14 protein-coding genes and 2 pseudogenes are annotated in these 21,043 nt (G+C 39.7%); 15 read left to right on the top strand and 1 reads right to left on the bottom strand.

The window, feature by feature from the left end; genetic code table 11:
• Nucleotides 1–246 precede the first annotated feature (246 nt).
• From CSEC_RS11605 to CSEC_RS11565, 9 genes are all read left to right on the top strand, one after another.
• Nucleotides 247–597 (top strand): type B 50S ribosomal protein L31, encoded by a 351-nt coding sequence (locus tag CSEC_RS11605; protein ID WP_053332038.1) that lies wholly within the window; start codon nucleotides 247–249, stop codon nucleotides 595–597.
• A gap of 153 nt (nucleotides 598–750) precedes the next feature.
• Complete coding sequence (gene prfA / locus CSEC_RS11600) at nucleotides 751–1,824, top strand: peptide chain release factor 1 (protein ID WP_041018655.1); 1,074 nt, start codon at nucleotides 751–753, stop codon at nucleotides 1,822–1,824.
• Nucleotides 1,825–1,829: 5 nt separating this feature from the next.
• On the top strand, nucleotides 1,830–2,681 hold the full coding sequence (gene prmC, locus CSEC_RS11595) for a peptide chain release factor N(5)-glutamine methyltransferase (protein WP_053332037.1): 852 nt from the start codon (nucleotides 1,830–1,832) through the stop codon (nucleotides 2,679–2,681).
• Between the two features lie 177 nt (nucleotides 2,682–2,858).
• A complete protein-coding gene (ffh, locus tag CSEC_RS11590) occupies nucleotides 2,859–4,187 on the top strand; it encodes a signal recognition particle protein (protein WP_041018654.1) in 1,329 nt (442 codons plus the stop codon).
• Nucleotides 4,178–4,519 carry a 30S ribosomal protein S16 gene (rpsP, locus tag CSEC_RS11585; RefSeq protein WP_041018653.1) on the top strand — a complete coding sequence of 114 codons (342 nt, stop codon included), beginning with the start codon at nucleotides 4,178–4,180 and terminating at the stop codon, nucleotides 4,517–4,519. Before ffh ends, rpsP begins: the two co-directional genes overlap by 10 nt.
• 6 nt (nucleotides 4,520–4,525) lie before the next feature.
• Nucleotides 4,526–5,266: a tRNA (guanosine(37)-N1)-methyltransferase TrmD gene (gene trmD, locus CSEC_RS11580; protein WP_041018652.1), complete on the top strand. Its 741-nt coding sequence runs from the start codon at nucleotides 4,526–4,528 to the stop codon at nucleotides 5,264–5,266.
• A gap of 38 nt (nucleotides 5,267–5,304) precedes the next feature.
• Nucleotides 5,305–5,718, top strand: coding sequence for a 50S ribosomal protein L19 (rplS, locus tag CSEC_RS11575; RefSeq protein WP_053332036.1), 414 nt, complete (start codon nucleotides 5,305–5,307; stop codon nucleotides 5,716–5,718).
• A gap of 119 nt (nucleotides 5,719–5,837) precedes the next feature.
• Nucleotides 5,838–6,512 (top strand): ribonuclease HII, encoded by a 675-nt coding sequence (locus CSEC_RS11570; protein WP_041018651.1) that lies wholly within the window; start codon nucleotides 5,838–5,840, stop codon nucleotides 6,510–6,512.
• Nucleotides 6,513–6,614: 102 nt separating this feature from the next.
• Nucleotides 6,615–7,352: a hypothetical protein gene (locus CSEC_RS11565; RefSeq protein ID WP_154017703.1), complete on the top strand. Its 738-nt coding sequence runs from the start codon at nucleotides 6,615–6,617 to the stop codon at nucleotides 7,350–7,352.
• A 393-nt stretch (nucleotides 7,353–7,745) separates the two neighbouring features.
• On the opposite strand, the gene CSEC_RS11560 is transcribed toward CSEC_RS11565, so the two are convergent.
• Complete coding sequence (locus tag CSEC_RS11560) at nucleotides 7,746–9,782, bottom strand: DUF3604 domain-containing protein (RefSeq protein WP_041018649.1); 2,037 nt, start codon at nucleotides 9,780–9,782, stop codon at nucleotides 7,746–7,748.
• A 276-nt stretch (nucleotides 9,783–10,058) separates the two neighbouring features.
• On the opposite strand from CSEC_RS11560, the gene CSEC_RS11555 reads away from it, so the two are divergent.
• From CSEC_RS11555 to CSEC_RS11530, 6 genes and pseudogenes are all read left to right on the top strand, one after another.
• The gene (locus tag CSEC_RS11555; protein WP_041018648.1) at nucleotides 10,059–10,937 is read left to right on the top strand and encodes an efflux RND transporter periplasmic adaptor subunit; all 879 of its coding nucleotides are present in this window, start codon (nucleotides 10,059–10,061) and stop codon (nucleotides 10,935–10,937) included.
• Nucleotides 10,938–12,664, top strand: a pseudogene (locus CSEC_RS13565) (ATP-binding cassette domain-containing protein).
• A complete protein-coding gene (locus CSEC_RS11545) occupies nucleotides 12,657–13,790 on the top strand; it encodes an ABC transporter permease (RefSeq protein ID WP_041018701.1) in 1,134 nt (377 codons plus the stop codon). Before CSEC_RS13565 ends, CSEC_RS11545 begins: the two are co-directional and overlap by 8 nt.
• Nucleotides 13,786–14,895: an ABC transporter permease gene (locus CSEC_RS11540; RefSeq protein WP_041018700.1), complete on the top strand. Its 1,110-nt coding sequence runs from the start codon at nucleotides 13,786–13,788 to the stop codon at nucleotides 14,893–14,895. The genes CSEC_RS11545 and CSEC_RS11540 overlap by 5 nt, the downstream gene beginning before the upstream one ends.
• A 328-nt stretch (nucleotides 14,896–15,223) precedes the next feature.
• Nucleotides 15,224–20,164, top strand: a complete 4,941-nt coding sequence (locus CSEC_RS11535) for an RHS repeat domain-containing protein (RefSeq protein ID WP_041018647.1) — start codon at nucleotides 15,224–15,226, stop codon at nucleotides 20,162–20,164.
• Between the two features lie 19 nt (nucleotides 20,165–20,183).
• Nucleotides 20,184–21,043, top strand: a pseudogene (locus CSEC_RS11530) (hypothetical protein); the annotation flags it as partial.

Genomic DNA, 21,043 nt, shown 5'->3' with positions numbered 1-21,043 from the left:
AACTTGGTTTCGGTTTGAACGAAAGACTAAAGAAAACATTGTATGTGAGAGGAATCTTTTTACTCAAATAGAAGAGTCTTCCGAGGCTTCTTTTGTGAAGTTGAAAGCGTAAGAGCAAAGGATGCCTATGGAGCAAAATCAACAGTATTTTGCGTAAAAGACCTTGTGATTTAAGAAAAATTTGTCTACTATTGTAGAAATTCAGTTAAAGTTATTGTTTATATCATAAGTCCTAAGAGGGTTTAAATGAAAAAAAATACTCATCCTAAATACCGCGAAGTCCTTTTTGTCGACTCCGCTACCGGTCATCGCTTTGTTTGCGGCTCCTCCCTTGAATCAACTGAAACAGAAAAGTTTGAAGGAAAAGAATACCCTGTTTGCCGCGTTTCCATTTCCTCGGCTTCTCACCCATTCTTTACAGGAAGCCGTCAGTTAGTGGATGCTGAAGGCCGAGTGGACAAATTTATGAAGCGCTACGCTTCCAAGCCTGCTCCTCAGAAAAAAGAAGAAGGTGAAGAAGAAGGTGAAGAAAAAGAAGAAAGCTCAAAGAAAAAACCGACAAAACCCGCAAAACCGGCTCCTAAAAAGAAAAAATAACTCTTTTTTTTGCCCGTTCTAGTTATCTATGACCCAAAAACACCGAATGGAGTTTTTGGGCCTATTTTTTTTAATTGCTTTGGAATTCTAAATTCTATTGAACTAAAATTATTTTTATCTTTTTATCTTCTAAAACTTAAATTTTGAGATTTTATGGAAAAGCGTATTGCCAAGTTGCTTAAGCGATTTGATGAAGTGGAAGTGGCTTTGGGGGACCCTGGAGTTCTTCAGAATAAGACGCGGTACAAAGAATTGGCTCAGGAGCACTCTTACCTTTTAGATGTTAAGACAGCCTATGAAACCCTTGAAAAGTCAAAAAAAGAATTAGAGGAAAATAAAGAGCTTCTTTCTTTGGAAAAAGACCCTGAATTCAGGGCGGTTTTGGAAGAAGAAATCAATCGAGTCACTCTTGCCATTCCGGATCTTGATACGCAGCTTAACAATTTACTTGTTCCACCGGACCCGAATGACAGTAAAAACACCATCATGGAGCTTCGTGCGGGTACAGGAGGGGATGAGGCGTCTCTTTTTGTTGCCGATTGCGTTCGCATGTATAAAATGTATGCGGATAAGATGGGTTGGCGTTATGAGCTTTTATCCTGCACACCTTCTGAGATCGGAGGATTTAAAGAATACGCTATGGTTCTCTCGGGTCCGAATGTGTATAGATTTCTTAGATATGAAGGCGGCACTCATCGGGTGCAGCGCATTCCATTGACGGAAGCGCAAGGGCGAGTCCATACCTCTGCCATTACGATTGCCATTCTGATTGAACCGGATGAAGAAACAGATGTTCATGTCGATGAAAGGGATTTGCGGGTCGATACTTTCAGATCTTCAGGAGCAGGAGGCCAGCATGTTAATACAACCGATAGCGCCGTTCGTTTAACCCACTTGCCGACAGGCATTGTGGTCGAGTGCCAGCAAGAAAGAAGCCAGCATAAAAACAAAGAGAAAGCGCTTCGCTTGCTTAAAGCAAAAATTGTTGAAGTGGAACGTGAAAAAAAGCATCAGGAAATGGCTCAAAATAGGGCAAGTCAAGTAGGCTCAGGCGATCGCTCGGAAAGGATTCGAACCTATAACTTCCCTCAAAACCGAATTACGGATCATAGAATTAATTTAACGAAATTTAACCTTGACCTTGTTATGGAAGGGGCGCTTGACGATTTCTGCCAAGGTCTTGTCTCGCACTTCTATCAGGAAAAGCTGCAAGGTGAAGAAAGTTAATTCGAATGATGAAAAGCTTGCTTGAGATTTTAAAAGCTGCGCAGCAGTACTTGCTTGATAAGAAGATTTCTTTTTCAAAGAGGGAAGCTGAACTTTTGCTTGCCCATGTCCTTTCCCTGCAGCGCATGGATTTATACCTCCAATATGATCGGCCGTTAACTAAAGAAGAAGTGGACGAGTACCGAAGGCTTATAAAACGCCGCGGAAATAATGAACCTATAGCTTACATTATAGGTTCAGTCCCTTTTTTTGGGGCTCTGATTGAAGTTTCAAAAAATGTTTTGATTCCAAGGCAGGAAACGGAACTCCTGGTCGATCTCATAGCAAACAGGCTTTCCAAAGTAGACTTGTCTAATAAAGTTTTAATTGATGTTTGCACCGGCAGCGGCTGCATCGCCGTCTCTTTAAAAAAACGCTTCCCGTCTCTTCGGGTGATCGGGATTGATTTATCAAAAGATGCGCTTGAGACCGCTCGAAAAAATGCTCTTTTAAATCAAGTAGAGGTTGAGTTTTTGGAAGGAGACGGCCTTAATCCTTTCGTTCAAAAAGCGGATTTTTTTGTCTCAAATCCCCCTTACGTTAAAGAAGAAGAATATGAAGGTTTGGAAGATGAAGTTCGGTTATTTGAGCCAAAAATGGCGTTAGTTAGCGGGCATTCGGGGATTGAGTTCTATGAACGATTTGAAAAAGAGCTTCCTCCGAAGCTAAATCCCGGAGCAAAAATTTTTTTTGAAATCGGGTGTTTGCAAGGGGATTTAGTAGCAAAAGTTTTTTCAAATCGTCCTGTTTGGCGGAATTTGCAAATTGAAAAAGACTATGAAGACAAAGACCGTTTCATTTCCCTTGAATTTGTTTGAATTTTTCTGTATGCTGATTCCCAAACGACTTGAAAAATTAAAATTTCGGGTGATAACGTCGCATTTGCTTAAAAAAGAAGCGCTCCTTAGCCCTAAAATTTATAGCTTGCCGGACCCTTGTCCGGCATTCGACTTGTTGGATAGATAAACACTTAACAAACGGCTCTTAGGTCCACTATGCTTGGCTTTTTAAGTGAAAAAATGCAAGGACTAGTCCAAAAACTGTCCCTTACACGCAAACTTACTGAAGATAATATTCAAGAAGCGGTACGCGAAGTAAGACTTGCTCTTTTAGAAGCCGATGTGAGTTATAGCGTTGTTAAGACCCTGATTCAGAGGGTGAAAGAAAAAGCCGTCGGAGATCAGGTGCTTAAATCTGTGACCCCCGGACAGCAGTTCATTAAGGTGGTTCATGATGAATTGCAAGCCTTAATGGGCGGCGGTGAAGCTAAGTTGAATTTAGACAATAAGCCTTCTGTTGTTATGCTTTGCGGTTTGCAAGGCTCGGGTAAAACAACAGCTGCTGCAAAGCTTGCTCACTATCTTAAGCGATTAGGCCTCGCCAAGAAGCCTTTAATCGCAGCTTGCGATTTGCAAAGGCCGGCTGCTGTTTTACAAGTGAAAACTCTTGGCGAGAAAGCAGGCGTTGATGTTTTTGCTCTTGAAAATAGTCAAAAGCCATTAGATGTGGCTCTTGGAGCTTATGACAAGGCAAAACAAGATCAGCACGATGTGTTGATTATTGATACGGCAGGGCGTATTCATCTTGATGATGAGTTAATGGCTGAGCTTAATGGCTTGAAAAAAGCTTTAAAGCCGGACGAGGTTCTTTTTGTTGCGAATGCTACCCTCGGGCAAGAAGCCGTTTCAATTGCTGCTGAATTTGACAAGCAAGTTGAGATGACAGGTTCTATCTTAACCATGCTTGACGGCAGTACAAGAGGGGGAGCTGCGATCTCCATTAGAGAGGTGACCGGCAAGCCCTTAAAGTTTGAAGGAATCGGAGAGAAAATAGAAGATCTCCAGGTATTTAACCCGACCTCGATGGCTGATCGAATTTTGGGAATGGGCGATACCATAAATTTAGTAAAGAAAGCTCAAGAGCATATTGGCGAAGAAGAAGCCAAGTCCCTGGAGCACAAAATCCGAACAGCCACTTTCACCTACGAGGATTATTTAAAGCAAATCCAAATGGTGAAAAAGATGGGATCCCTGAAAAGTCTTTTGGGCATGATTCCTGGAATGGCTAGCTTTAAAGGTCTTGACATTGATGATAAGGAATTTTTCAAAATTGAAGCCATCATCTATTCAATGACTCTAGAAGAAAGGTCGGGTAAAGATGAATTATCGTTTTCTCGTAGAAAGCGCGTAGCAAGAGGAAGCGGAACCGCATTGGATGATGTCAATCGATTAGAAAAATCATTCAAACAAGCGCGAAAATTTTTTAAAAATATGCCTAGTCTGAAACAGATGCAAAAGATGATGGGAGGATCCCTATGGGGTTAAAAATTAGACTAAGAAAACAAGGCCGTACCAATCGTGAGACTTATAGACTTGTTGTCACAGATACTCGCACGAAGCGTGACGGAAAATACGTTGAAGCTCTTGGATGGTATGATCCTTTAGCTTCTAAAGAAGAAATGACGCTTTCATTGAAAGCGGATAGAGTTGCCCATTGGTTGGAACATGGCGCAGAGCTTTCAGAAAGAGCGCAATCTTTAGTTTTTAAAGTGGCTCCTGAAATTATCCGTACTCACACTGAAAGAACTTTGGCGCATAAAGCCAAAATGGCCGCTAAAAGAAAGGCTAGAAATAAAGCTTCAAAGCAAGCTGCGTAGTTTTCTATGACGGATAGCCCTTCTTGCCTTCGCATTGATATTTTATCGTTATTTCCCGGATATTTTAAGGGGCCTTTTGATGAAAGTATAATAGCAAGGGCAAGAAAGGCTAAGCTTATTGATTTGCATTTAACGGATATCCGCAAGTTTGCAGATAATAAGCATAATCGTGTGGATGCAAGGCCTTATGGAGGGGGTCCTGGAATGGTTTTAATGCCAGGTCCAGTTGTCGATGCCGTAAAAAGTGTTGAGACCCCTGAATCTAGAGTGATTTACTTAAGTCCTCAAGGAAAGCCCTTTAATGCGGAGACTGCAAGGCGCTTGGCCCAGGAAAAACATTTGATTTTTTTGGCCGGCCATTATGAAGGGATTGACGAACGTGCGTTAGAAATGACAGTCGATGAGGAAATCAGCATCGGAGATTATGTTCTGACAAATGGTTGCTTAGCCGCAATTGTTGTCATCGATGCACTGATACGGTTTATTCCTGAAGTGCTAGGACATGGGGAAGCCGCTAATGAGGACTCTTTTGAAAAAGGTCTTTTAGACTATCCACACTACACTCGTCCTGAAGAGTTTAGGGGGATGAAGGTCCCGGAAGTGCTGCTTAATGGGAATCATAAGAATATTTCAGCCTGGAGAGATGAACAGGCTTTAAAAAAAACAAAGAGTGCAAGGCCCGATCTTTACGAACGATTTATCAAGGGCAAAGACACTCGTAAAGCTAACGGACAAGAGAGCTTATAAGCCTCTTGGTCCCAAGAAAATTATTAAGGAGACGACGTATGACAAAGCAAGCTATTATTCAAAAGCTTGAAGAGGGAAGGTTGAAGAAAAATCTCCCGGAATTTAAAGTGGGCGATTCTCTTCGAGTACACACAAGAATTATTGAAGGTGATAAAGAGCGTGTCCAGGTTTTTACAGGAACTGTAATTGCAAGAAAAGGCACAGGACTTTCTGAGACTTTTTCTCTTCATAGAGTCGCTTTTGGCGAAGGTATGGAAAGAGTGTTTCTCCTGCATAGCCCAAGAATTGCTAAACTTGAAGTGATTAAGCGTGGTGATGTTAGACGAGGAAAACTCTACTACCTACGCGGTACTCATGGAAAAAAATCTAAAGTAAAAGCGCTCCATGGCTTTGATCAAGAAACTCCTGCTGGAGCAAAAGTAGAAGCTTCTCAAAAAGAGATCGAAGCGTAAATTTTCCAAGATTGACTTTTTATAGGAGATAACACCTATAAAAAGTCAATTCGAACTTAAATTCTCTTCCGAAAGCTGAAAATGCAATCGATTTTAATCGACCTTTTCCTTGGACATTGATGGCCTCAACAAAAATCAAAAAGAAAGAAATGCTTCGACTTCAGGCCTTGACGGCTATTGAAAGAAGTTGTCTCAAGGAAGGTTTTACCTGTATTGCCGGAGTCGATGAAGCAGGTCGTGGGCCCCTTGCAGGTCCGGTTGTTGCAGCAGCTTGCATTATCCCAAAAGATGTGCTGATTCCCGGGATTGACGATAGTAAAAAATTAAAGCCGGCTCAAAGGCAATTTCTATACGACAGGCTGGTTACAGACCCCACGATTATCTATGGCGTCGGCATTGTTGAATCAGATGAGATCGATCGAATTAATATTTATCAAGCGACGATTCAAGCGATGCGCCAGGCCATCGACGCTCTTATCATTAAGCCTGATATTCTTCTAATTGACGGCCTGAAACTCGAAGCATACCCCATTCCCAGTAGAAAAATTATCAAGGGCGATTCTCTCTCCCAATCCATTGCAGCCGCCTCAATTATTGCCAAAGAGACGCGCGATCGACTAATGAATGAGCAGCATCGTCTTTGGCCATCTTATAAATTCGATCAGCATAAAGGCTATGCTACAAGCGAGCATCTAGCAGCTATAAAAAAATATGGACCTTGTCCTATTCATCGAAAATCTTACGGTCCTATCAAAGAAGAGTTTCAGGAAAGTGAACTCTTTTTTTCTTTCTAAAAAAATCAGTAGCCTAAAAATTCACATTAGACCATCTTAATTATTTCTTAATTTTTATTTACTATAATCTAAGGCAAATTAATGATTTCGGGAGTAAACCCTATGTTTCCAAATTTAGTAATGCTGGCGGGCGATAAGAATATTGAAGTCGTCGCTGTTAAAAAAGCATCCTTTAAAGATCAGGATTCCCCTTCAAAAACTCTTTTTATCAAACACCTCGATTGTGGAGATCTCTGCAATGGAAACTTTAACCGTTACCTAAGCGAAGGCCGTATCGCTTTTATTATTGACGGTAAGAGAGTCCAGGTCAATGAATCGCTTATAGAAAATAACTTTGCCGAGTCTATTTCCAAAGTAAAATTTAAAGATACTGAACTTAAGTCAAGCTCGCTTGAAAATGTTGAGATCATTCAATTAACGGACGAAGAATACGATGAAATTCTTGAGGTCTGCCAAGACATTATTAGGCAAGCCCAGCTTAAAAATGCCCAGGTCGAAGAGCAAAAGAAACGGGGAAAAGAATCCTCTAAGAGTAGAGCTGCAGTACACTTGGCGATTAAAGAAATGATCATTCAAAGCTTGCTAAAACAAATGAATCGCATCACAGAGAATTTTCTAAAAGCTATGCAAGATGCGATCGAGAAAGAAAATAAAGCGGCTCATGAATACGAAATCAAGATGCAAATCGTAAGAGAAAAACTTCTAAAGGAAAGACTTAGTAAAGAAAGGCTTCATGAAGTTGAGAAGCAAGTAGAAATTTTGAAGACAGAGATCAGTAAAGAGAAAAAGCAATCTATTAAAAGAAAAACAGGCGTCATAGTTGCAGAACAGCTAGCATAAATCTTTTGAATCAGTCTTAAAACAGTGACTTTCAGCTTATATAGCTACCCCTCTAAAGTCCTGTTTTAAGACTGATCTCTTTTAACCTTAATTCGATTAAAATCTCTTATTTTTTATCTAGGGAATGTCGAATATTCTCCAGACAGAAAGTTAAAAAACTGCGATTATCTTAGATTTAAGATGCATCGATGGTTTTAACTTTCGTTAGACTTCTTCCGAAACTCCATTCAATTGTTAAAATAGCTGTTTTTGGCATCTTTTTTCCTAAATCTTTCACTCATAGGTTATCCTAAGCTTTCAAAATTTAGCAAAAAATTTGCATAAAACCAGCCCCTTCTTCCAATAAAAGCGAGTTTCGAAAGAAGTCTATTTCTTTTTCTGATTTAGCTGATCTTAAGCATCGCTCTCATCATCATCGTCATCAAAGTCAACTTCCGCTTCTTCTTCCTCTTCCTCTTCATCATCAAGGCTAAAATCATCCATCTCGACTTTGGGCTGGACTTTGGTGCTGACGGCTTTTAAAGCGCGTTTAGCTTTTCGCTCGCTAGGAGATAACTTGACATAGTCTATCCAAAGGGGGGAGCCCCATGCGATGTGGCCATCTTCTTGAGTGACTCTTACGTAATAGAATACAAAAGGGGGTTTTTTATCTTTTGCGTCGAGTGCGATAGTGCTTAAGTCTTCTGAGTCATCATAGGCAAAGTCTTGATGATACGTATTCTTAGGGTGGATGGTGTGAATGACCTCGCCGTTTCGAATGATCTCAATTTTTTTAAGAGCTGTCGTACCGGCTGCATAACCTGATATATGGCGATTGATAATTAATCCAGGTTTGTCAGCAGTTGAAATTTCACCGCCCATGGATGTTCCTGCGATAGAATACCCAAGGAGCATCCTTTCACCGGTTGTGGCGTAGCAGCTTCTTTTATATAGCGCTTCTGCAAGGGAGGTGCGGCTTTGTTCTTTTGCTATGATTGCCGTAAGTCCGGCAGAGTATTGAACCTGATCGCCATCAAAAAAATCAGCATAGATGCCGCGGTCATCAAGCCCGCCCGCTACAAACCCGAACCTAAAATTCCTTTTAAGAGCGCCAATAATTGAACCTTCAGCTGTTTCCTTAACCCCTTTTTTACCTTGGGTTTCGATAGGACGGGGGTTGTCATCTTTCTTTAAGTTTTCTGAAGAGCCCCAGGCGTTATAGATTTCAACGACTCTTTCAAATTCGGGATTGAAGTCATTAAAATTGTAGTGGGTTCCGGAACCTTGTGTGAAAGTTGGAATGGAAAGAAGTTCTTTTGGTGAAAAGCTCTTATAAATCTTCTTTAATGTAGTTCCTTTGGCATCTTTTCTTCTTAAGATCTGCTTACCATCTTTTGTAAAGATAAATTGTCTTGCTCCTTCAATGCCCGGATCTCCATTCCATTGAAAACCTATAAAGGTTGTAAATCGATCGTTTTCATCAAAGTCGGTGATGTTTTGAACTACAGATTTCCATAGGTCGTTTGAAGTTTCTTCCATGCTTTCAAAATGGGAGGACGAAAAAAAACTTAGAGCTTTTTCATCTCTAAAATGTCTTAAGCAGCCTTCAATATTTTCTGCCGAATCGATTCTCTCTGACTCACCATGAAGCAATCCCCAAAAAAGATGATCATGAGGCTCTGCGAAACATTTGATTGGGCTCGCCCTAAAGACTTCGCCTGTTGCCGCATTACGCAGTTGAATGGTATAAATTCCAGCTTCATTAAAGTAAAGATTGGGGAGGGTGATGAATCCTGTTTCCGGAACAAACAATTTCCAGTTTAAATTTTCACGTAAATTTTCATAGGAAAGTTCAATGAGAGTGTCTTCAGGGGCATTTGAGGTGAGGTTTCCGAATTCATCTTCAAATCGCACGATCACATCGAATCTATGGTTTTTGATCGCGAAGGAAGGCGCCCAAACTTTGATATTTTTAAGGGTGCTGCCTTTAATATCCATATTGAAGACTTCAGGCTCGCCGAATCTGCCTTTGCCGGAAGTGTCAATGTAGAGGTTAAAGTTTTTTCTTCTTTGAGTTGTGCATTGAGCCATGTTCCCGGCTTGGGTAGGAGATTTTCCTTTAGGGGCCCCGCAAATGATAGTTATAGGCGAGCCGACATCAATTTCTTGAGGCAGCTGAAGCTCATATTGAGGGGTAAATCTCCATTCCACATCAATTTCTTTGAAAGGAAGAATTTTGCCATTTTCTAACATGCAGTAAATGACATTTCGACTTTCTTTCAGGTCAGTCGAAGGGATTTCCCAATCAATGGATCGGCCTTCTGATGCCAGATCAAATTTAATTAATGTTCCTTTGGGAAGTTTGTTAGCTGGAGTATAGATAAACTTCCAGGTGTTGATCTCGCCAGCAGCAGCTTGCTGGGGTTCGCAGTAGCAAATGGAACGACGCATGAGGGTAAGGACTCCAATAAATCATAAGAAAGCTTGAATCATTTTGCCGAATCGAGCTTTCTTTTTCAAGTTCTCATATTCGTTCACTCATTTAATAAATAGCTTAGAACTTTCCTTTTTATCTTTTGTTAAAATTCCTTCCTCGAAAACACAAAAATCTGTCGTACTTATTGCTTTAATTTTGATATAGAAATAATTTGAACTCTTAAAGTTGCCTAACTTTTTTTTTAATTGTAGAGAAGTTAGGGTAAATAGGCCCGAAACAAAATTTTGTAAATGATCAGAAAAATTATCAAGTTCCTTATCTTTATATCTTTGATTGCAGTCCTTGCATTCTTTGGATATGAATACTACTTAAAGACCCATGAACCGGATGACCGACTGGTTATTTATGGCAACGTGGATATACGTCTTGTCGATATTGGATTTCGAGTGCTAGGGCAATTAGAGACCATGACAGTAGATGAGGGGGATGTTGTAGAAACCGGCCAGTTTCTTGCAAGGCTTGATCAAAAACCTTTTATAGATGAGGTAAGAGAAGCTGAAGCCAGAGTAGAATCTTTTGAGGCCCAGCTTAAAAATGCGATTATTGTTTTTAACCGTCGAAATGAATTGATTGGATCGGGGGGCGTTTCTGAAGAAGATTATGAAGATGCCAATTCTAAAAAAGAAAATTTGACGGCTAATTTAAAAGAAGCCATAGCCTCTCTTGCTCAATCCAACCAACGTCTTTTAGATACGGAAGCTTTTGCGCCAACAAAAGGGACTATTCTCACCCGAATACGAGAGCCGGGCTCTATCATAAGGGTCGGTGATCCTATTTTTACAATTTCTGTTGCGTCTCCCATTTGGATAAGAGCTTATGTTCCTGAGCCTAAGCTTGGGCGTGTCATACCCGGCATGCAAGCTGAAATTTATACGGATACGCTTGGCGGCAAAGTCTACCATGGCCATGTCGGCTTTATTTCCCCGCAAGCGGAATTTACACCCAAAAATGTCGAAACAGAAGATTTAAGAGTAGACCTTGTTTTTAGACTGCGGGTCATTGTCGATGATGCTGATGAGGGGTTAAGGCAAGGGATGCCTGTCACTGTCAAACTTATTGAGGAAAATCCTTTAGACTCTGAAATTCATATAGATAAAGGCAATGAGTGAATGTCTTATGTCGTCGAGGCTCATAACTTAAAAAAAACGTTTGATGATAAGCAAGCTCTTCAAAATATAAGCCTGTCTATCACACCTGATAAAATTACAGGCATAGTAGGGCCGGATGGCGCCGGCAAAACAACTCTTATCCGTCTTATGGCAGGCCTTCTTCTTCCAACGAAGGGTGAAATTATAACACTTGGGTATGAAATGCCAAAGCAAGCTTCGGAAGTTTCACCCTTGCTTGGCTATATGCCGCAACGCTTCGGGCTTTATGAAGAATTGACAGTTAAGCAAAATATGGATCTTTACGCAGACTTAAAGGGCCTTCCCTTTAAGGAGAGAAAATCCAAATTTGCAGAACTTTTAGATTTGACAGGCCTTTTTCCTTTTCAACAAAGAAGAGCCGGCGCTCTTTCCGGAGGTATGAAACAAAAACTTGGCCTTGCATGCGCCCTCATCAAGCGCCCCAAGCTTTTACTACTTGACGAGCCAAGTGTCGGTGTCGATCCTATTTCTCGAAAAGAACTCTGGAAAATGATTCGCGGACTTGTCGAGCAAAAAATCACAGCTATTTTAAGCACCGCCTATTTAGATGAAGCTGCAAGCTGCGATGAAGTTCTTTTATTAAATAACGGCAAAAAACCGGCCATTCTCTTTTTTTTGGCGACCCGAAAAAAATGACAGAACGAGTCCAAGACAGGGTTTTCTTAATTGTCGGGATCATAAGAAACAGGCGCGATCTGTTATCGAAACTTATCACAGAAGGGCATGTGAGCGATGGTGTGATTCAAGGAAGCGCTATTCGGATCGTTTTAAAAAAGGGGAAAACACCTGATTCATTAAACAGTTTTCTTGAAGGAAATGAAAAAATCATTCCCGCCTCGCCTCGTTTTGAAGATGCTTTTATTGACGAGTTAGGGGGGATTCCGGAAGAAAATGCCCCCTTGGCACAAAACGTGGCCAGAATCCCGCAAGATAACAAAATTGTTGTTGAGACAAAGCATCTTGTAAAAAAATATGGCTCATTCACAGCAGTGGATGACATTTCATTTAAGATTAAAAGAGGAGAAATATTTGGATTACTCGGCCCGAATGGAGCCGGAAAATCAACTACTTTTAAAATGATGTGCGGTCTTGTCTCTCCAACTTCCGGAACGGCTATTGTGGCCGGCTATGACCTTAGACACTCATCAAGCCTTGCGAGATCAAAAATCGGCTATATGGCCCAGAAGTTTTCTCTATACGGCAATCTTTCCGTGCGTCAAAACCTCGAATTTTTTTCGGGAATTTATAATTTAAAAGGGGAGATGCGGCGAGAAAAAATTAAAGATATGATCGAAATTTTTTCTTTTGAACCCTACTTGCGATTGAATGCCGATGAGCTTTCTTTAGGATATAAACAAAGGCTTGCTTTAGCTTGCAGCTTAATGCATAGCCCGGAAATTTTATTCTTAGATGAACCAACGTCAGGTGTCGATCCTTTAACAAGAAGAGAGTTTTGGGATCATATCAATGGGCTTGTGGATAAAGGTGTGACCATTCTTGTCACAACTCACTTTATGGATGAAGCTGAGTATTGCGACCGCATCGGTTTAATTTATAGAGGAAAGATGATTGAAAGCGGGACACCTGAGGAGCTTAAAGAAATTGCTGCCCATAAAGGCATTGAAAACCCGACTTTAGAAGACGCCTTTATCACTTTAGTTGAGGGGTATGATTCTAAAGATGAATAACGCCTATTGGAAATATAGAAGGCTTTTAGCTCTGACAAAAAAAGAATTCTTTCAAATTGTGAGAGATCCAAGCAGCATTTTGATTGCTTTTGTTTTGCCTTTGATCCTGATTTTTATTTATGGATTTGGAATTTCCCTTGATGCGAATCATTTAAAGATAGCTCTAGTCTTAGAAGATACATCCCCTCTTGCAACGAGTTTTGGAGCTTCTTTTACCGAGTCTCGTTTTTTTGATGTCACTATTGTCAGACATGTTGAAGAAGTAAAAGAATTGCTTGTGGATGGAAAGGTGCGGGGGATTATTGTCGTGCCTGCATATTTTTCAAAACAACTAAATGATATTACAGGGCCAAGTCCCATTCAAGTGATTGCTGATGGCAGCGAACCAAATACTGCCAATTTCGTTCAAAATTATGCGGAAGCAACCTATCAGAGATGGCTTGATCTAAATAGGATCGAGAGAAAACTTCTTCAAAAACCCCTGGTCAGGGTCGATATGCGGTTTTGGTTTAATGAAGAGCTTAAAAGCCGAAACTTTTTGGTACCGGGCTCGCTTGCTATTATTATGACCCTGATCGGAACCCTTTTAACGGCTCTTGTTATAGCAAGGGAATGGGAAAGGGGAACTATGGAAGCCCTTTTTACAACACCGATCAGTCTATTTGAATTAATTTTAGGAAAATTAATTCCCTATTACATTTTAGGAATGCTTTCTCTAATTTTTTGTTTAATTATTGATTATTTGATTTTTGATGTTCCGGTACGAGGATCTTTTTGGCTTTTATTTTTAACTTCAGGATCGTTTCTTTTTGCGGCCCTAAGTCTCGGGCTTATGATATCAACTGTTGCTAAAAACCAGTTTGTAGCAGCGCAAATTGCACTCATGAGCGCATTTTTGCCCGCCTTTATTTTATCCGGGTTTATTTTTGAGATTACAAGCATGCCTAAAATTATCCAAGCGATAACCTATATTGTCCCGGCTAGATATTTTGTTTCATCTTTGCAAACATTATTTCTTGCCGGAAATATCTACCGGATTATCATCCCCTCTATTTTAGCGATGCTTAGTTTTGGATGTATTGTTTTTTTAATCATGAGAATAAAAATGGTAAAACGCCTTGATTAACACTCGTATTTCAGCGCTTGTCGTAAAAGAGCTTTGGTCTTTGTTAAGAGACAAAAAAAGCCGGACCGTGCTTATATTGCCGCCGCTTGTCCAGCTTTTGGTTTTCGCCTTTGCTGCAACGCTAGATGTAAAAAATGTAAGCATCGGTTTTTTGAATCGAGATAGCGGCTCGCTCTCTTTTGACCTTTTACAAAGATTTAGGGGGTCGCCGACTTTTCAACATATTTATTATTTTTCCTCTGATGAAGAACTTAAGGAAGCGATCGATACTCAAAAAGTTATAGCCGCGCTCTATTTGGATGAAGAGTTCACAAAAAATATTTTGGCTGAAAGAGGGGCCTCTTTACAGTCAATTTTAGATGGGAGGAAATCCAATTCCTCGCAAATTGTTCAAGGCTATATTGGCCGAATTGTAGATGAGTTTGCAAATGATGTCAGAAAAAAATTAAATCTCTCTAAGCCCGTTTCCAAAATCATAGGGATAAACTGGTTTAACCCTAATCTGATTTATTCCTGGTATACGGTCCCAAGTCTCTGCGCTATTTTAACGATGGTTGTGAGTGTCTTAGTGACGGCGTTATCGATTGCAAGGGAAAGAGAACTTGGGACTTTTGATCAGCTTCTTGTATCCCCTTTGACCACTTATGAAATTCTTCTTGGTAAAACAATCCCCGCTGTGATTTTAGCTTTCTTAGAGGGAAATCTTATCTTGGCAGCTGCTTTTTTTGTGTTTGACATACCCTTTAACGGGCATCTTCTTTTACTTTATCCTTCCATGCTAATTTTTATCTTAGCAGTAGTAGGCGTAGGGTTATTCATTTCATCGCTATCTAAAACACAGCAACAAGCCATTTTAGGAAGTTTTGTTTTTATATCTCCTTCTACTATTTTATCCGGGTTTGCAACCCCTATTGAAAACATGCCTCTTTTCCTGCAGAAATTAACACTCCTAAATCCCTTAAGATATTTTCTTGTGATTGTTAAGGGAGTGTTTTTGAAAGACATGGGCATCCCGGTTATAATTGAAAATACTTGGCCCCTTATGCTAATTGCTTTAGTCACTCTAACAGCCTCAAGCCTTCTTTTTAAAAGCAAACTTGAATAGCCGCTAAACGCTCTTTCCTCTAAAGTAAAACAAAGTGATACAACCCAAGCAGCTATGGAAGCAAACCTGGCTACCCTCGATACTAGACTTCTTTCGAAACTCCATTCGACTATTAAATGGGTTCTATTTGGCATGTTTTCCGCTAAATTTCTCGACTTATGTATGCATAGGGCTTCAAAATTTCTCATACATTCTCATTGATCTCACAGGCTCCGTGGTGACTTATGCAACAACGGTTCCTAAAAGAAATTATAAATTTTTAATTTGCTTTAATTAAAAAGCTTTTGGTAAGTTGTTTCAGAATTGAAATTTGAATTTGAAAAAAACGATGCTTCCTTTTCTTGTATTAATTTTATCTTGCCTGACAGCTTCTTTATCTTGTGATCTCAATAAGCAGGGTTTATTACCCTCAACTGCCGAGGAAGTTAACGCTTTAGAGTCAAGTGATGACTTTTTAATCCATGGTTTAATCAGCCCCTTAACAGGCCAGTTGGTCTTGCATGAAACCGACCTTTTTTTAAGAGGCGCTCAAAACCTAAAGTTGAAAAGAACTTATATCTCGCCTCCGGCCCCGGCTTATTTAAAGCAAGGTAGCGATGAAGCTTATTTCTTTTATGAGCATATTTTATGTACCTATAGGGGTTGGACTTATTTCCCCCATCTTAAATTGCAGGCTGAAATACAAAAAAAAGAGTCCAAAATAAATCTCGCGACAGAATCGGGAGCCATTCTTAGCTTTTGCTTAACTTCCGAGGGCAGCTTTAAGCTGATGGGCAATACTTTTGGGATTTCAAACTATAATCACGAGGTGCCAAGCGGAAAAAATGATGTCCGAAATATCCAAATAAAAGTTGAAGACAACTGGAAAAAAATTTTGGTGATGGACCCTAGCGGTAAAACACTCCTCTATACTCCTTCCAAATTGCCGCCTTCAAGTCTTATTCCTCTTTCTCTTTCCTATCTTTTAGAAAAAGAAATTTTACCGAATGGGAAAGTCATTAAATACACCTACAATCCCTTTTCCGAGCTTGTTTCTGTTGAAACGAAAGACCCAAAGGAGCGTTATACGTACGCTTGCTTAAATGTAAACCTTAATGAAAACACCTATTCGTCCCTAACCGGAAAAAGTGCGGTTTTGCAAAATGAAATTCGCCCTCTTCATGTAAAAAATAAATCCCAAGGCCATAAGAGATCGGTTTCCGGCCATCTTTCGCTTTTATCTTCTGTCACAAGGTCTTCCGGAATTCAAGAAAGCTTGCATTACAACCCTGAATTTTTGCTGGATCGTTATTTAGGTCAAGACACCCGATTTCAGGTAGGCTTTGGAAAATTTTCAAGAGGGAGTTTTGAAAAAGCGCATTTAAGGGTAAAAACTCTTTTTCTTGAAAATGAAAAAAGAGAAGTTTGGGACCCGGCCTATGAGATGGAATATAAGATTCCAACCCCCGGGACCATGTCAGGTGAAACGATCGTAAAGATTAGCGACGGGACTAAAATCCACTATGATTTCAACGCCAACCTTCTGATTCGGTCTATTCGGCATTACGACTTGAACGGTCATCTTAGAAAGGAAAAGAAATTTTACTGGAATGCTATAAATCAACTTTCAGCTCTTGAATTGCGAGAAGGGGATCAACTTCTTTATAAAAAAAGCTTTGCTTATGATTCATTCGGCAATCCGATTAGAGAAACTATTGAAGGGGACTTAACCGGCAATTCCTCTTGTGAAAGCCTTTTTATTAAAAGAGAGTTTTCAAAAGACGGTCGCAATTTGCTTCTCAAAGAAGAAAAAGAAGAAGGGTTAACAGAATCTTTTGAGTATCTTCCAAACAGCAATTTACCCGTAGCAAAGATCGTTTCCAAAAATGATCGCATCCTCTTAAGGGAATTTAAGGAATATGACGATTGCCATAACTTAATAAGGGTGATTGAAGATGACGGCGCATCTTTAGATAAAAATAATCTTCAAGACGTAAAACAAAGAAAAATAAAGAAAATTATTTTACGGCAAGAATCTCCCAACTTGCATTTGCCTGAGTGGGTGGAAGAAACCTATTTGGAAGAAAACACTGAAAAGCTTCTAAGTAGAAAACATCTTCTCTATGATGAAGAAGGCAGAGTCATCAAAGAAGAATTTTATGATGCCAAGGGTTTATTTTCTTATGCTATTGAAAGGGAATACAACGAAAAAGATGAGCTAATAAAAGAGACGAATGCCATAGGTCAAAAAGCCTATTATTCTTACGATGATTTTGGCAATCCCGTTTTTTCAAGCACCTTTACAGGATTACAGATAGAAAATCGCTATGATGCGAATAATCGTCTGATTTACAAAAAGGAAACCGGAAGAAATGGGGAATCCCGTGACTATTCCTATCAATATGATGCCCAAGGCAGGCTGATTTCAAAAGGGGATGAATTTCAAAATCTCACTCATTATGACTATGACTTAGTGGTAAGCAAACCAAACTTGATTGTAAAGCCTGCCATTTCAACATTAGAGGGCAACGAATGCCAAGTTGTTACGCGCTACACTTATGATGGCTTGGGCCGAGTTCTTTCTCTTACAAATAGTCGCGGCCTCACAAAATATTATCGCTACACAGCCTATGGAAAACCTTCTGAAATTACGCATACTAACGGCTATAAGGAACGTTTTACTTATACTCGGCAAGGAAATCTTAGTAAGCATATAGATAGAGAAGGAATCACAACCCTTTATGAATATGATGAGTTGGATCGCCTTCTTTTAAAAACAATATCCAAAGACGAATTAATACTGGCTCAAGAAAAATATGAGTACGACTCTAAAAATCTGATATCAGAGATAAATCGCGAGGGTCATAAGAAAACTTATTTTTATGATGGCGCCGGAAGAAAAGTAAGAGAGGAATTTTTAGATCAAGTCACAACCTACGCCTACGATGATTTAGGCGAGCTTGCCGAAGTTATTAAGGATAATGGAGGACAACGTCAAATTATTCGCTATAAAAGGGATTTTTTTGGCCGCATCACGTATCAAAGCAAAGGGGATGTCTCCTTTTTCTACACCTATGATGAATGCGGCAATATTTCAACCATCAAAAAAGTAAAAGATGAGGAAGCAGCCTCTGAAACTTTTACTTACGATTCCTTTAATCGATTGATAGAGAAAAAAGACGCTTTAGGAAATATCACGACTTCCAACTATGAAACCGTGTTCAATTCTCTTGGCCAAAAAGTCTCTACAAAAAGAACTCTAAGCCCTGAAAATGTTGCAACGGTAATGACTTTTGATGCGCATGGACGTGTCGTTAAAAAAGAAATTGGAAGCTCAAGCTCACAAACCAAAATCTATGATGGCGAGGGCAATCTTCTCTTGCAAACGGATTTAGAGCATGACTTAAGATTTACCTACACTTCTGAAAATGAAATTGAGAGCTTTACACGAGGGTATGGGACTTCTTTTGAAAGAACGACTTCCTTTGAATATACCCCCAATAATAAACTTTATTCTAAAAATCTTCCCGATGGAAGAACCCTTTACTATAGCTATACCCCGCTCGGAGACTTAGAGTCGCTTCTGGCCTCAGATGGAAGCCTCCATCACCGTTTTGAATATAACAAAACGGGAAAAATGGTTAAAGCGATAGACCTTGTTCAAAATGTGACCCTCGAAAGAAAGTTAGACGGCAGGGATCGGGTTGTTTTTGAATCTCTCGGAAATGGTCTTGAGATTCATAAATCTTATGATTCGTTAGAGAGGCTTTCCTCTTTGACGATTCCGAATTTTGGGGAAATAACCTATGAATACGACGATTTTCATTTAAAAAAGCTTTCAAGAAAATCAAACGAAGGCGATTGCCTTTATACCCATAGCTTGGATAGCTATTCATTAAGAGATCAGATCACTTCCGAAACTCTCATTGGCGATTTGGGAAAAGCTTCTTACTCTTATGATCTAAGCGGTCATCTTAAAACCATTTCGAACCCTTACTTTTTAGAAAGATGCAGCTACAGTCAAGAAGGCAATCTTCTTAACCGCAATAGGGACGATCAGGAAATAGAATATGGTTATGATGAACTCAATCAATTGACTTCTGAAAATGAATCAATCACTTTTTTTGATGCGATCTATAATAAAAAAGCTAAAAACGAAATTCCTTGTTCCGTTAACCCGATCAATGAGCTTATTTCTCAAGAAAGCACCACTTGTTTTTATGATCTTAATGGCAACCTAACTCTTAAGGAGACCCCTTGGGAGACTTATCATTATAGCTACGACATTTTAAATCGTCTAACACAAGTGGTCACGAAGCATATCAGGATCACCTACAGCTACGATCCTCTAGGACGATGCCTTAGCCGGAAATTAGAAAAAGCACACTATGGAAATTTTGAAGAAACGGATTTTGAAAACTACCTCTATGAGGATGAGACTGAAATCGGAGCCTTTTCAAAAGAGGGGATCTGCAAAAACTTTCGTCTTGTGGTGCCTGCCTTAAAAGGCCCGTGTCACACATTAGTTGTTGAACTGGATAATAAATTTTATGCAGCGCTTCGTGACTGTCAAAATAACCTCATCGGGCTTGTTGATCCAATTACAAGAGAACCGGTATTTACAAATAACTACACAGCTTTTGGGGAATCAAACCTCGTTTCTCCTTGCCCTTGGGGGTATGCTTCCAAGCGTATAGACCCGGAAACAAGGCTTATTAACTTTGGTAAACGCCACTATGCGCCCGACTTAGGTCGATGGATCACTGTCGATCCGGCCGGTTTTATCGATAGCGTAAACCCCTACCAATTTGTCTTTAACAATCCTTTTCGCTATAGCGATCCCGACGGCCAGCTCGTTTTTATCCCCATCTTTACACTCGCTTGGGGAGCCGGGGTTACCGCAGGTTTTGTCACAGCCGAATGCATCGCAGGCACACTCATAGGAGCCGCCCTTGGCTACGCTGCCTATGAAAGCATGTCCAAGCTAAACGAAGTCTCTTGGCTTCCTAAAGATCCCTTTAATCATCCTGATTGGGAAGATATTGGACATCCTGAAGCAAAAGCACATGGACATCATGATTTTCAAAATAGAGAAGATGGCAGAAAAATTCGTTATGATGAAGCCAAAGAAGGGGAGCCTGGACATAAAGGTAGGGATCATTATCATTGGTATAATCCTAAATCAGAGGATGATAATGAAAATTATTATTTAAACGAAAGTGGCAAGCCTTGTAAAAAAGATAGTCATGAATCGCATTTATATCCTCCCGATGAAATTTCTGACAACTAGTGTTTAGATGAGTGGTTAAATGAATATTCATAAATATGAAGCTTATTTTCACGATGGGACTCTTGTTGAAATCGATCAAAAAGAAAATAACGTAGTACTTTCTATGATCAGCTCTGAAATGTACCCGGATGAAATGAAAGACCCAATGCTTCTCTCTTATGATAATAAAATAAAAGGAAAGTTGCATTTAGACAAAGTGAAACGGATTACGATGGACGGAGAGACTATCTCTCTAATCGATATGCTTTATGATAGTGGCGAAATTTTTGATTTAGAAATTAAAGAAAATAAAGTCACTTTAGTTGTGATTTGGCAAACTTATAGACCTTTGAGGAAAGTGGAAGAAGACTCAAGGATTGAAATAATGGCAGAAGATATTTATTGGAAAAGCATTCCGAATATGGTAGACCCATTTTGGTTCAAAGAACCAAGTCTTCCTGAATTCGCCTCTAGACCTCATTATCATCATCTAAATCCGGATGCGAAAGATAAAAACGAAAAGTATTTTGATAAAAATGGAAAGAAGGTGGCTCAAGGATCCATAGCCTCTTGTCTTATTCCTTTGAAATTAACCACCATTCCTCCTAAAGAGATTCCTTTTGAATTTATTCCTGAAATACCAATTAGTGAATATGCGCTAGAATTTCATGATGGCGATTTGTTAAAAATTGAACAGAGTCATGGAAATATAGCTTTAACCATTATAAGTGCTGAAATAAAGCCTGATGTTATCATTAAAGACGCTTCTCTACTCAAAGACGGGAGAATTAAAGGCAAACTTCATTTCGAGACAGTTCTTTTTATTACTAAAAACAGTGAAGCAGTGAGTGAACTAACAATGGAAGCTGAGTTGGGGGATATTTTCTATATAAAATTTTT

This window comes from Criblamydia sequanensis CRIB-18 (assembly GCF_000750955.1).
Lineage (GTDB): Bacteria > Chlamydiota > Chlamydiia > Chlamydiales > Criblamydiaceae > Criblamydia > Criblamydia sequanensis.
This window is presented reverse-complemented; position numbering and strand designations above follow the sequence as displayed.